This window comes from Photobacterium frigidiphilum (assembly GCF_003025615.1).
In the GTDB taxonomy this organism is placed as follows: Bacteria; Pseudomonadota; Gammaproteobacteria; order Enterobacterales; family Vibrionaceae; genus Photobacterium; species Photobacterium frigidiphilum.
The window spans coordinates 90,752-103,856 of record NZ_PYMJ01000002.1; the positions used below are offsets into that span (position 1 = coordinate 90,752).

At 43.0% G+C, this 13,105-nt stretch carries 10 protein-coding genes and 1 riboswitch; of the genes, 5 read left to right on the forward strand and 5 right to left on the reverse strand.

Going from position 1 to position 13,105, the window contains the following annotated elements; translation table 11 throughout:
- Nucleotides 1–31: 31 nt before the first annotated feature.
- Nucleotides 32–1,759: an ABC transporter substrate-binding protein gene (locus C9J12_RS02550; protein ID WP_107241278.1), complete on the reverse strand. Its 1,728-nt coding sequence runs from the start codon at nt 1,757–1,759 to the stop codon at nt 32–34.
- Nucleotides 1,760–2,657: 898 nt separating this feature from the next.
- On the opposite strand from C9J12_RS02550, the gene C9J12_RS02560 reads away from it, so the two are divergent.
- The 4 genes from C9J12_RS02560 to C9J12_RS02575 all read left to right on the forward strand — a co-directional run bounded on the left by C9J12_RS02560 (nt 2,658) and on the right by C9J12_RS02575 (nt 5,833).
- Nucleotides 2,658–3,428: an ABC transporter ATP-binding protein gene (locus C9J12_RS02560; protein ID WP_107241279.1), complete on the forward strand. Its 771-nt coding sequence runs from the start codon at nt 2,658–2,660 to the stop codon at nt 3,426–3,428.
- A gap of 123 nt (nt 3,429–3,551) precedes the next feature.
- Nucleotides 3,552–4,328: an ABC transporter substrate-binding protein gene (locus C9J12_RS02565; RefSeq protein WP_107241280.1), complete on the forward strand. Its 777-nt coding sequence runs from the start codon at nt 3,552–3,554 to the stop codon at nt 4,326–4,328.
- An 83-nt stretch (nt 4,329–4,411) separates the two neighbouring features.
- Nucleotides 4,412–5,152, forward strand: a complete 741-nt coding sequence (locus C9J12_RS02570; RefSeq protein WP_107241281.1) for an ABC transporter permease — start codon at nt 4,412–4,414, stop codon at nt 5,150–5,152.
- 3 nt (nt 5,153–5,155) lie between these two features.
- Nucleotides 5,156–5,833, forward strand: coding sequence for an ABC transporter permease (locus C9J12_RS02575; protein WP_107241282.1), 678 nt, complete (start codon nt 5,156–5,158; stop codon nt 5,831–5,833).
- A gap of 87 nt (nt 5,834–5,920) precedes the next feature.
- Here the strand turns inward: C9J12_RS02575 and grxB are convergent, their stop codons facing one another.
- The 3 genes from grxB to C9J12_RS02590 form a co-directional block, all read right to left on the reverse strand.
- Nucleotides 5,921–6,571 carry a glutaredoxin 2 gene (grxB, locus tag C9J12_RS02580; RefSeq protein WP_107241283.1) on the reverse strand — a complete coding sequence of 217 codons (651 nt, stop codon included), beginning with the start codon at nt 6,569–6,571 and terminating at the stop codon, nt 5,921–5,923.
- 75 nt (nt 6,572–6,646) lie between these two features.
- Nucleotides 6,647–7,453, reverse strand: coding sequence for an exodeoxyribonuclease III (gene xthA, locus C9J12_RS02585; RefSeq protein WP_107241284.1), 807 nt, complete (start codon nt 7,451–7,453; stop codon nt 6,647–6,649).
- A gap of 189 nt (nt 7,454–7,642) precedes the next feature.
- Nucleotides 7,643–9,226 carry a Na+/H+ antiporter NhaC family protein gene (locus C9J12_RS02590; RefSeq protein WP_107241285.1) on the reverse strand — a complete coding sequence of 528 codons (1,584 nt, stop codon included), beginning with the start codon at nt 9,224–9,226 and terminating at the stop codon, nt 7,643–7,645.
- An 82-nt stretch (nt 9,227–9,308) separates the two neighbouring features.
- A riboswitch (Lysine riboswitch) is annotated at nt 9,309–9,481 on the reverse strand.
- A 188-nt stretch (nt 9,482–9,669) separates the two neighbouring features.
- On the opposite strand from C9J12_RS02590, the gene C9J12_RS02595 reads away from it, so the two are divergent.
- Nucleotides 9,670–11,583 carry a BCCT family transporter gene (locus C9J12_RS02595; protein WP_107241286.1) on the forward strand — a complete coding sequence of 638 codons (1,914 nt, stop codon included), beginning with the start codon at nt 9,670–9,672 and terminating at the stop codon, nt 11,581–11,583.
- Between the two features lie 202 nt (nt 11,584–11,785).
- On the opposite strand, the gene C9J12_RS02600 is transcribed toward C9J12_RS02595, so the two are convergent.
- Complete coding sequence (locus tag C9J12_RS02600) at nt 11,786–12,745, reverse strand: endonuclease/exonuclease/phosphatase family protein (RefSeq protein WP_107241287.1); 960 nt, start codon at nt 12,743–12,745, stop codon at nt 11,786–11,788.
- Nucleotides 12,746–13,105 lie beyond the last annotated feature (360 nt).

Sequence of the window (13,105 nt, forward strand, 5' to 3'; positions counted from 1 at the left end):
ATATTTGCCCGATTGTTACGGTCGTCGATAATTAAGGTGCAGCTTTGATATCAACCGATTCCATCGCGACTGGTTTTAGCGCCAATACATGTAATAAACGTTCTGGTGCTTGCGGCCATACAAGTGGGCTTGCTTTGGGGTTTTCTTCATTAAACCACCCTGTAAATCGTTGCGTGTTGTACTGGAAAAACTGCACCGTGTTATACAGAGGTACTGTGATTTGTTTACTGGCAACGATATTATTGAGATCGTAAATAATAGCCTGACGTTTCTCTGGCGTTGAAGCTATCGGGAATTGTGCCAGCAACTCATCTATTTTTGTGTTTTTGTAGAAATGTTTGGCATAGCGAGGGTATTGCGGTGCTTGATAAACACTATTAAATGCCGAGTCAAAATACTTATAGGGTGTAGGGCCTTGTGGGTAATTCGTTAAAGCCGCCGTATAATCACCCGCACTTAGCCTTTCATTAAATTCTCTAAAATCTACCTGTAGTGTGCTAACTTTAATGCCTACTTCTTGCAGCATGTCAGCAAGGAGTAAAGCGGTGGTATCAAAATCAGACCACCCATTCGGTGTCAAGATTGTTAATTCGAGTGCTTTGCCCGACGGTAAATCTCGCCAGCCATCATTATTACCGTCTCTAACATGCAGTTCATCTAATAACTTTTTGGCCAGCAAAGGGGTATAGCGCATGTATTGTTGATACTTTTCATTGCTCAATGGATCTTCCCATTGCTCAAAATCTTGGCTCATGCCTGATGCTAAGTGTGACACTTCCCCCTGACCGAATGCCGCTATATCAATCAAAAATTGACGACGAATGCTCATCGAAATCGCACGACGAAATTCGACGTGGCTGATTAATGCCTGTAATTCCGGATCGGCTGCTTTGAAATTGAAAAATAAACTGATGGTGCTCGCAGGGGGCAACCAATATTTAAAATGGGGCGAAAAAGAGGCGTAGTTGCGTTCTATATCAGGAATGAACGACCCAGTCCAGTCAAACTCTCCGGTCATGATTCGAGATATGAAATCGTCATTATTGATGACTTTAGGGTAGCGAAGGCAATCAATGTGCCTTTGTTCTGCTTGCCAGTAAAAGCGGTTTTTACACTGCAAATAGCCACTTTGGTTTAAGGATTCAATCGATGTAAACGGACCCGTTCCAATTGGGGTTGGGTTTGCGTATCGAAGTGGATCAGCAATGAGTTCCCATTGGTGTTGAGGAACAATAGGGAGTAATACTAATGTAAACGCGATTAGGGCATTGGGTTTGTTTAGTTTGATGTAGATTTCATTAGCACTTTTTTTATTTACCGACTTTATCCATTTGTTTATGCCGTGTGAATCAAGTGCTGGAAATTTTTGGACTAGTGAAAATGAAAATAGAACGTCATCGACGGTAAAGGGGTGCCCATCAGACCACTGAACGCCTTCACGCAGGGTAAAACTAATGCCACTAAGGTCATTATCAAGCTTGTAGTTTGTTGCGAGTCGGTATTCTGGTTGGTTATTCTGTCGGGTATTAAAAATAATCATAGGTTCAAAAATGAACTCATGTGTCGTTGGCATACTAGACGTTGAATAAGGGTTAAAATTTGCAACTATCTGATCTTTATACTCAGGAACAAGGGTAAGAATAGTGTTCTTTTTAACGCCATCTTCTTGCGCTAGAACAATATTGGAAAAGATAGATAAAAGAAGGGATAACAGCGAGAAAATAACGCGAACGTTCAGTTGAAATGATAATTGAAACATATACTAACCTAATACAGCTAACAACAAGACAAAAACATGCCGTATCATTAATTTACAGTATGCACAAAGTGTTGGCAAATAGTGCTACGTGAGTATTGTGGTGCCACAGGAAGTAACACAAGTGTAAACAAAGCTGGGGTATAGGGCTTATTTAGTTTGATGTAGATCCCGTTTGAACCCTGTTTTTTTACTGACTTTACCCATTGGTTTATGCCATGTGAATCAAGTGCTGGATATTTTTGACCTGTGGAAATGAAAACAAAATATCATCAACAGTAAAGGGTTTTCCTTCGCCCCATTGAACACCCTCTAGTAGGGTAAAAAGTACGCCGCTTAACTCATCATCAAGCTTGTAGCCTATAACGAGCCGATATTCTGGTTGATTGTTCTGTTGGATATTAAAAATAAGTTGTGGTTAAAACGTGAACTCACACGTCATTGACATGCTAGGCATTGAGTAAGGGGTGAAATTTGCAATTATCTGAACTTTATACTGAGAAATAAGGGTAAGAACAGTGCTCTTTCTACCACCTTCTTCTTGTGCCAGAACAATATTGGAAAGCTAGATAAGAGAAGGAGTAACAGCGAGGAAACAACACGAAAGTTCAGTTGGAATGATAATTGAAACATATACCAACCTAATACCGCCAACAACAAGACAAAAACATGTCATTTCAATATTCTAATTTACAGCCTGCTCAATACCTTGAGAAATAACACCAGATACGTATTTGCGGGTAAATATTCGCTTTGACTGAATATTCATACCAAACCCATAAAGTTAACAAAATGTTGCCTATTGTGTTTTGTGGTGATACCTTCGTGAATGTGCTTGTAAAACCGACAAACATTTTGCGAGCAATTTCTCGATTTTATGGAGCTACAGGAGTTAGCGCACATGACAGATGTAGTGGCGCTTGAAGTAAAGGACTTACATAAATCTTTTGGTCAGAATGAAGTCTTAAAAGGGATTTCGTTGACGGCTCACCGAGGTGATGTGATCTCTATTATTGGATCGTCAGGCTCTGGTAAAAGTACCTTTCTTCGATGTGTCAATTTGTTAGAAATTCCGACTCAGGGTGAAATTTGGGTTAATGGCGAACTCATTCAAATGAAGAATAATCGTCGTGGTGAATTTCTACCGGTTGATGAAAAGCAAGTTCAACGTATTCGTTCCCGTTTAGCAATGGTTTTTCAAGGGTTCAATTTATGGTCGCACATGACAGTGCTGGGTAATGTCATTGAAGCTCCTATTCATGTTTTGGGCGTGCCTAAAGCAGAAGCCATTGAAAAGGCAGAAGCACTTTTAAAGAAAGTGGGTCTTTATGAACGACGTCATTATTATCCTGGCCATTTATCGGGTGGACAGCAACAACGTGCAGCGATAGCTCGCGCATTGGCGGTAGACCCTGAAGTGATGCTTTTTGATGAACCCACCTCTGCGCTTGATCCTGAATTAGTCGGGGAAGTATTAGGGGTAATGCAAGATTTGGCGCAAGAAGGCCGTACAATGTTAGTGGTTACCCACGAAATGGCGTTTGCCCGTGATGTATCAAATCAAGTGATGTTTTTACATCAAGGTATTGTTGAAGAACAAGGTCATCCTGAAAAGTTATTCACAAATCCAGAATCAGAACGATTAAAAAAGTTTATCTCTTCAATTTATTAGAGGTGAATGTTTGTACATGAATATTAGATAGCTAATTGAATACATTTGTAAAATAAATAACAAGATGGCTGCTGAACGATGTTGGGGCATGCAGCAGACAGTAAATATCATAGGAGAAGTAAGATGAAAAAATGGATTTTAGCAGCAGCAATGGTTTCGGCACTGGGTGCAACATCTTTACAAGCTAAAGAGTATAAAGAAGTACGTTTTGGTATTGAAGGTGCTTACCCTCCATTTAGCTGGACCGAGCCAAGCGGCGAGCTGAAAGGCTTTGATGTTGATATGGCTAATGCACTTTGTAAAGAACTTCAAACGAAGTGTAAGATCGTTGCTCAAGACTGGGACGGCATTATTCCTTCTCTACTTGCACGTAAATATGATGCAATTATTGCTGCAATGTCGATCACTGAAGAACGTAAGAAAAAAATTGATTTTACCGGTAAATACGCACTTATCCCGAACAAGTATGTTGCTAAAAAAGGCACTGAAATCGACTTCACGAAAGAGGGCTTAAAAGGTGTGAAAATTGGTGTTCAGCGTGCGACAACACACGATAAATACCTGACCGATAACTTTGGTGATTCTGTCACTATTGTTCGTTACGGTTCTTTTGATGATGCTTATCTTGATCTTAAAGCGGGTCGTATTGCCACCGTATTAGGTGATGCTTCTGCACTAGAAGAAGGTTTGATTAATAAAGAAGGTGGTGAAGGGTATGAGTTTATTGGCCCTTCGCTAACCGATCCTAAATGGTTTGGTGAAGGCTTTGGTATTGCATTACGCAAGCAAGACAAAGAGCTAACCAAGAAGCTAGATGCAGCAATTATCTCACTACGTGAAAAAGGTATTTACCAAGAAATTGCGGCTAAGTACTTTGCTTATGATGTTTACGGGCAGTAAAGCGTCAAAGGGACGAGTTTCGAGAGGCGAGTAAAAGTTACTTATTACTCGCCCCTAGTTTCTCTCTATAAAGGAGCAACCTTTTGTTAGATTTAAAAGGATATGAATGGGCATTGGCAGAAGGTGCTTGGGTAACAGTCCAGGTTGCGTTGTTGTCACTCTTATTCGCAGTCATCTTAGGTATGCTTGGTGCGTTGGCAAAACTATCTCCATACCGTTGGGCAAGAGCCATTGCCACCATCTATACCACAGTCATCCGTGGTATTCCTGATCTAGTATTGATGATGCTGATTTTTTTCGGTGGGCAAATGCTGCTCAACAATAGTTTGTATAGTATCAATGAATGGTTTAATGAATATTTTACATCCAGCGATCCAACCCATGAGTGGACGGCCTACTTACCTGACTATATTGAGATAAGCCCTTTTATCGCAGGTGTAGTAACCATAGGTTTTATTTTTGGTGCTTATATGGCAGAAACGTTCCGTGGTGCAATATTGGCTGTCGATAAAGGGGAGCTTGAAGCTGGCAAAGCGTATGGCATGAGCAGTTTTAAGTCGTTCCATCGAATTCTATTACCGCAAATGATCCGTCATGCGTTACCGGGTTTTGGTAATAACTGGTTAGTACTACTCAAAACAACGGCACTGGTATCGATTATTGGTTTAGACGACATGGTACGTAAAGGGTCGTTGGCAGCTGGCGCAACGCAAATGCCATTTACCTTTTATATGACCATCGCGGTTGTTTTCTTATTGTTCACTACATTGTCTACATCAGCACTTAAGTGGGTTGAGCGTCGATTTAGCATTCATACGAGGTAAGATATGGACTTTAGTATTCTTTTAGAAAGCTGGGATCTTTACCTTGATGGGTTTATCACCACGGTGTGGATGGTCGCGGTTGCACTGGTTGTGGGATTAATCATTGCCATACCTGTCGGCATTGCACGCAACAGTAAAAATCCGATGATTTATTTTCCTGCTTGGGCTTATATTTATTTCTTCCGCGGTACGCCTTTATTAATCCAGCTGTATCTTGTGTATTACGGATTAAGTCAGCTTATTGAGGTGCAAGGTACAGTGTGGCAAGAAGCATGGTTTTGTGCGCTTTTTGTCTTTATTTTAAATACAGCCGCTTATACTTCAGAGATTATCCGAGGGGCAATTAATAGCTTACCTAAAGGTGAAATTGAAGCTGCAAAAGCGTATGGAATGAGTACACCACTAGCATTCCGCCGTATTATTTTACCCAGTGCGATGCGCCGAGCATTACCAGCATACAGTAACGAAGTGATTTTCATGGTTCATGGTTCTGCAGTGGCAGGTATCGTAACCATTGTTGATTTAACGGGTGCGGCTCGTATCGTTAACTCGCGTTATTATGCGCCATTTGAATCTTACCTTTTTGCAGGTATGTGCTACATGGTACTTACATTTACTATTATCTGGGGCTTTAAAAAGTTAGAGCAACATTGGCTACAACACTTAAGACCGATTGTGTAAACACGCTGTCTTATTAGATTAATACAGATTATTAGATGAGCCCAGATGTTCCCGTTACTAACGGACACGTCTGGGCTTTTTTGTTAACTACAGCGCGACGTTATCGTATAAATTGATGTTTGTTAATACCGCCACTTCATCAATGTATTGGCGTACTTGTGTTGGGAATACAAGCCCTTTAACGACGGTTAAGTTGCGTAAAGAAGGGAACAGATTCACATCGTCATACGTTAGATTGTTATCACGTTCAGATGGCAAAATTAACCAATCGAGTTCCGTTAATACTGCATTCAATGCTGTGATATATTGTGCGGAATGTGAAAAAGCATCATCAAATGATTCATCAATTGTTGCTGACTTTTTCTTGTGGAACCACTCTTTAGCTTCTTGGCACTGAAATTCAGGTAAATCAATTTTTAGCCAACGAGGGTAAAGCAATAAGCTACTGTATGGGCGGGTTTTCTTTGACCATTGTGCGATCTTATTTGCATCCACGCTTTGCCCTAAAGCAGGTTTGCCATCGATCTGATCGATGTAAGCTGCAATATCAAGGCTCTCTGCCATGTAACTGCCATCAGGCTTTTGTAAAATAGGGACTAAGTTAGCACCGACTTTCTCAATACGCGCTTCAATATCGTGATTTTGTAAGGCAACGAATTCAATGCTAGCTTTTTTATAACCGGCAACCATCATCGCTTTTATACAAAACGGACAATGATCAAAAATAAATAATTTCATGGGCTTTCCTACGAGTGCTGAAGAGAAAAGGTGCAAGCTTGTTTTCACGAGCTTGCACTGAAGATCGAAGATGATTTATTTAAATGTTGACCATATAGGCGCGTGATCAGATGGCTTCTCAATACCACGTAATTCGTAGTCAATGCCAGCATCGATACAACGCGCAGCAAGCGATGGTGTAGCAAGTACAACATCAATACGTAAACCACGGTTATCGACAAAACCTTTTGAGCGATAGTCGAACCACGAGAATTGGTCATCTACGTCGGGGTGTAACTGACGGAACGTATCGGTGAATCCCCAGTCCATTAAGGTTTTTAGCCATTCACGTTCAATCAGCTGAAATGAACATTTTCCGGTTTTTAACCAGCGCTTGGCATTGGCAGGGCCGATACCGATATCTAAGTCAATCGGACTAATATTAATGTCACCCATCACAATCACTTCTTCTTCGTTAGTATGGTGAGTGTTTAAGTAATTCATTAAATCAGCATAAAACTTTTCTTTCGCTGGGAATTTTGTTTCGTGGCTCAGGTTTTCACCTTGTGGGAAATAGCCATTTAACACCGTCACTTTCTTGCCATCTTCTTGTTCAAAGGTCGCCATGATCATGCGACGTTGCGCATCTTCATCATCAGTTGGAAATCCCTTTTGAACGTTAATTGGCTCTTGTTTACACAACATAGCCACACCGTAATGGGCTTTTTGACCATGGTGATAAACTTTGTAGCCCATGGCTTCAACATCAGCTAATGGAAAGGCTTCATCATGTACTTTGATTTCTTGTAGACCAATTACATCGGGTTGGTGCTTTTCAATCAAAGCTTGAAGTTGGTGAAGACGAGCGCGAAGACCATTAATATTAAATGAGATGACTTTCATGTTCTAAATTCCAATTATTATGAGCTTGTTAACTGGTGATTCTCGATATTAGCATACCCCCTTGAAGTACTGTTATACCTAAGCTACTTCAAGATGGCTTACTGAACGTCAAGCTCTCTACTTTCACATCAAGTGCCCAGAGGACGTTTGATGTGAAAGGGAATAAGGTAATTGGAGGGCGAGTGTCTACTATCGGGCTTCGGCCATACTCATAACGGGTTGGTTTTTACGTAAGGCAAATAAGCAAAACACCACAAACCACAGACCGCTGACAATAAGTCCAGCCCATGTTGAGTGGGTATAACCGATCGCTATGTAGCCAAGCAGGGCGCCAAAGGCAACAGAAACCGCATAAGGAAGTTGGGTGAGCACGTGATCCATATGATGGCAACCTGCACCGGTAGCAGACAGAATACTGGTACTGGAAATCGGTGAACTGTGGTCACCAAAAACAGCACCGGCCAGAACAGCAGACAGCATTGGCAGTAACATGCTGATATCGCTTGCGGCGGCAATATCGCCTGCTAGCGGTAACATAATTCCGAAAGTGCCCCAGCTAGTGCCCGTTGCAAATGCCATCGCACAAGACAGTACGAAGACCACTGCTGGCAACATTTCAATCGGGATATTGCCACTGGCCATAGACGCAAGGTACATGCCTGTTTCCATGTCGCGTACAACAGAACCGATTGTCCAAGCAAAGAACAGAATAACGATCGCGGGTAGCATCGCGCTAATACCTTGCGGCGCTGCTTCTAGCCATATTTTCGCACTTAACTTCAAGCGAAGTGCCAATACCACAGAGACCACCAGACTACAGATCGCCCCGTATACCAGTGAAGAACCGACATTGGTGTGTTCGAAAGCACCGATCACGCTAAAATCGAGACCTTTCGCCGTTAGCACTGTCGCACCTGATTGGATCATGAAGTAGACCGCCGCCGCAGTCAGCGTCAGGATAGGAAGCACCATGTCAATCATGCCGCCATTGCTGCCTTCAGGCGTTTCAATATCAAGACCGGGTGGGCGACCGCGAGATTCATCCCATAATTGTCCTTCCAGTGCCCGTTCTTCATGTTTACGCATTGGACCGATATCAAGCTGAAAAGCAATAACACAGAGCACCATGACAAGGGTAAATACTGCGTACAAGTTCATCGGGATCATCTCGACAAAAGCTGCAATAGGGCTTTGGTCTGTGACGTTATGCGCGACCATAATGCCGCCAATTAGCGCGATGATATAAGCCCCCCAAGACGAGATAGGCATTATCACACAAACGGGTGCAGCGGTTGAATCGAGCAAATAAGCCAGCTTGGCACGCGAAATTTGGAAGCGATCGGTGACAGGGCGACAGATGGCACCTACAGACAGGCTATGGAAGAAGTCATCAATAAAAAAGATAAATACCATGAGACCTGTTAACGATTTTGCACTGCGGCGATCTTTACAACGGACTGCAGCCCAATCGGCAAAGGCTTGAGTCGCACCAGAGACGCTCATCAGGCTGATCAATGCACCAAGCAATAACATGAAGATGATCATATTGGCGTTATCGCTGTTTAGGCTGCCATTAATCCACACAATGCTAAGTACTTTATCAAATAGGTAGTTTAGCGCAGCAGTGGGTGAAAAATGCGTCAGCATAAGGGCGCCGGAAACAATGCCTGTTCCGAGTGATAACAGTACTCGTCGAGTAGTCACAGCTAGAATGACCGCCAACAATGGGGGAAGAACCGACCAAGCGGAATCTGAATAATGGATAAGGTTCATGATCTCTTTACACCTATAAAAAAAGGTGGAGATCTACCAAAAAGAGGTGTAACGAAGACGTCTGAAAAAGTGACTTGTTACCCCTTCAGGTAGCGCTCCATAGGAAAAAAACTATGGCAGTCCTGCGCCTATTTGACGCAGACCCAGCAACTGAGTGTGATAACAACAGTTACTTCGGCACTGACTCCTTTCTCCGGCATCGTCGGTATCATCCTCCGCACGGTTACTTATAGGCAGCGCACCTCTACTGATTAAGGGTTTGCGCTGTCTATACTATCAATAAGCCATCACAGAGCAAGTGTTAAATAGTGGTATTTATTGATATTGCACAACAATCTACTGCTTTCATCGTAACGATGAAAAGATGGATTTGATGACAACCCTATTTATACGTGACTATCAGCCAGTTTATGCATGGAATTTTTCATGATTAAGGAGTAAGCATGATAGATAAAAAACACTTTGAATTGATTGATAAGCCCACCTTTTTTGGTGCGCTGGGGCTATTGATCTCGGTTGTAGTGCCACTGTTACTGTTTCCAGTGCAAGGAGCTGAATGGCTTGCGATTGCTAAAACGTTTATGACCGATAAACTCGGTTTTCTTTATCTTGCATTAGGCATAGCAGCTTTCTTTTTCATGATATATATCGTGTTCAGTGATATCGGCCAAATTAAATTGGGTGATGCTGACGAAAAGCCTGAATTTGCTACTGCATCTTGGGCTGCAATGCTGTTCTGTGGGGGGATCGGTGCCAGTATTTTGTATTGGGGAACCATTGAGTGGGCTTATTACTATCAGAGCCCGCCATTTCAGTTAGAATCTGGCAGTGAAGAAGCCGTTCGATGGGCTGCCACTTATGGTCTTTTCCACTGGGGGCCAATCGCGTGGTCAATTTATATGATCCCTGCGATCCCCATCGCATACTTTTTCTACGTAAGAAAGCAGCCTGTATTGAAAGTATCGGCGGCGCTAATGCCAATTATCGGTGAATCGCGTAGTCACGGTAAACTTGGCAAGTTCATTGATATACTTTTCATTTTCGGCCTGCTTGGCGGAGCCGCGACAACACTTGGTCTTGCTGCACCTTTGATTAACGAAGGAATAAGCTACCTCTTTGGTATTCCATCAACTACGACCACACAGATTGGTGTGTTGCTGCTTTGTACGGCACTGTTTGCTTACTCTTCTTACAAGGGGATGGATGAAGGCATCAAGGTTCTCAGTAACATTAACTTCTGGGGTGCACTTGGGTTGCTGGCTTTCGTCTTGTGTGCGGGTCCAACGCTCTTTATGTTAGAAACGGGCTTAGATTCTATCGGACGCATGCTGTCTAATTTCTTCGTAATGGCAACATGGGCAGAACCGTTTGGTGGCTACGGCACGTTTGAAGATACGCACTTCCCACAAGATTGGACCATTTTCTACTGGGCGTGGTGGTTGGTATTTGCACCAAGTATGGGTTTGTTCGTTGCACGTATTTCTCGCGGTCGTACGATCAAGCAAATGGTGTCTGGCGCGATTTTCTTTGGTTCATCGGGTTGTGCGCTCTACTTCATGATTCTGGGCAACTATGGTTTGTCTCTGCAACTTTCGGGTCAGCTGGACGTTGTTAGTATCCTGAACGATGATGGCCCAACCCGCGCCATTTTCTCGATTCTTGAGCAGTTGCCGATGAGCACCATGGTCATCGCTGTGTTCACTCTCTTGTGTATTATCTTTACGGCGACAACATTTGATTCTATCTCATTTATTTTGGCTTCTGTTGTACAAAATAACGTGACTGAAGATCCGATGCGTTGGAACCGTTTGTTCTGGGCATTCACACTGTCATTCATGCCTTCAGTACTGATGTTTATGGGCGATCTGGCAACGTTACAAACCGCTGCGATTGTTGGTGGTCTGCCACTCCTAATTATTGCTGTTATGTTGATGATTTCTGGTGTGAAAGCCGCAACACTCGATTTGGCTCATCAGGAAGGGTATAGCGATCCAGTGATCAACATTGAAGAGCTTCCGGATGTTGATCCATGGTCAAAAGAAGGCATGGCGATGGCGAAATTTGAACGCTTGAAAGACGAAGCTATTGCGGCTGCGGAAGAAGAGCGCGAAAAACTCAATGCTATCTGGGTGCTGAAGAAAGAAATCCGTGCCACAGCCCTGTCAAAAGGCGAATCAGGCATGGAATTGGGTGATGCACCTCAAGAACAACTGGATGAAATCAAGCGTCTTACCGATGAAGCGATGGCAGCTAAAGAACATAAATTACAAGCTTCTGAGCAAGCGCAAGAAGCACGTAAAGTGTTTGATGATCTAATGCGCGATCGTCAAGAAATGGAAGTGGAAGCGCAGGCGTGATCTGGCAACCTTATTGAATAATTGTCAGCCGTCCGTCATGGGCGGCTTTTTTGTACGTACTCACTGATACAAAGGGAACACCACTGGAAGCCAACTTCTGTGTCTAGCGATTTCAAAAGAGAACCACTCTTCTATCAAACACTATCCTTGAACTCGACTCCCAGTGGTATTCTGAATGGTCAGATAATTAATGGAATTGGTATTATAGGTTCAATGATAGAGCTATCGGGCAATGATCACTTAGGTTGAATGCTTTGACCACCTCTACGTCAGAGGTGAGTTCGCGAAAGCTGTTGTTGACCATTTTCAGTTTGGCTCGTCCATCAAGCACAATGTGATCAATGAAATTGGGATAGTGACGGATTTGCCCGTGTTTTTTTCGTTTGCTATGAATTTTTATACGACATTGACTCTTTTGACCTTCGGTTGCGGCATAGAGTGATAATCCGGTAGGGCGTCCGTCATCCAGTTGTTGCCAAATTTTGCCATTGTGCAATGTGAGCCGTCGATTGAAATCCCCCAATATCATAAAAGGTAGAGGCTCAGCCGCTCGGTGGTCTACCCATTGCTCCAGTATTTCAAATTGTCGGTTGAGCTGACGACAGGCCCGTTTTTTGGTGCTTGGCTGTTGGCTATAGCAACCACTTTTCAAATGAACAGTCAGCAACCTCAGAGCCGGTTTCCCGTCGTTCAGTAGCGTAATATCAACCCCATAGCGCAAGCTCTTATTTCCCCTCAGATCCAACTGATGTAAATCTGCATTACGCACGTATGAGATTCCATCTCGAATGGCAAAACCGACAAACTGAGGCCAGGGTTGTGCGTAGCGTTTGTCATTGTGTTGGCTCTCTAGTCGTCGACGGGAGAACTCAAAGATATATTCGTCATTTGTTAATACTTTTGAGATAGCTTGACGATCCGCGACTTCTTGGAAGGCCAAGATATCAGCATCTAACTGGGTCGCTATATTGGCCAGTTGCTGATAATCAACATGGGTGCGATGGGGCGGAGGGTTTTTGATAACAATAGGATCAGATGAGAGCCATTGCAGATTCCAGCTGGCAATGGTCAGTGTGTTTACAGTATGTATGTTCGGTTTGGAAAAGCTACCGTTTACAAGCGTTAAGGCACTGATTAAAAAGAGTGGAAATAGCCATTGCATACAGTCTGTCCGAATGAAATGCCTAATGTGGCTACTTTTTGAATGGATGGGATCAACGATCTATACATGTTGCGAGTCGGCGAACGTTTTGCTGAAAGAAGGCTGGTGCGTTGGGTTATGATTGCGGTCCACTTCTACATTACTCGGCAGTTGCTGGATTTTAGAATACAGCAGCTAAAGCGGTGAAAGAATTGTGCTTGGCGATTGAATTGTAAAGGAGGATTCGGAGCCAAAACCGTCGCGTACGAATATTTTTTCAGGTTAGCCTATGATCGAGAGTGAAGTTTGATGTTTATTTTGGAAGCATTATCATGCTTTTATTGTATTTGTATGTATGGTAAGTTTGACAAATTCTCATTC

Excerpts from the sequence above, each read along its gene's own strand:
- C9J12_RS02600 (WP_107241287.1), bottom strand. The coding sequence starts at position 12,745 with ATGCAATGGCTATTTCCACTCTTTTTAATCAGTGCCTTAACGCTTGTA.
- grxB (WP_107241283.1), bottom strand. The coding sequence starts at position 6,571 with ATGAAATTATTTATTTTTGATCATTGTCCGTTTTGTATAAAAGCGATG.
- xthA (WP_107241284.1), bottom strand. The coding sequence starts at position 7,453 with ATGAAAGTCATCTCATTTAATATTAATGGTCTTCGCGCTCGTCTTCAC.
- C9J12_RS02590 (WP_107241285.1), bottom strand. The coding sequence starts at position 9,226 with ATGAACCTTATCCATTATTCAGATTCCGCTTGGTCGGTTCTTCCCCCA.
- C9J12_RS02550 (WP_107241278.1), bottom strand. The coding sequence starts at position 1,759 with ATGTTTCAATTATCATTTCAACTGAACGTTCGCGTTATTTTCTCGCTG.
- C9J12_RS02565 (WP_107241280.1), top strand. The coding sequence starts at position 3,552 with ATGAAAAAATGGATTTTAGCAGCAGCAATGGTTTCGGCACTGGGTGCA.
- C9J12_RS02575 (WP_107241282.1), top strand. The coding sequence starts at position 5,156 with ATGGACTTTAGTATTCTTTTAGAAAGCTGGGATCTTTACCTTGATGGG.
- C9J12_RS02560 (WP_107241279.1), top strand. The coding sequence starts at position 2,658 with ATGACAGATGTAGTGGCGCTTGAAGTAAAGGACTTACATAAATCTTTT.
- C9J12_RS02595 (WP_107241286.1), top strand. The coding sequence starts at position 9,670 with ATGATAGATAAAAAACACTTTGAATTGATTGATAAGCCCACCTTTTTT.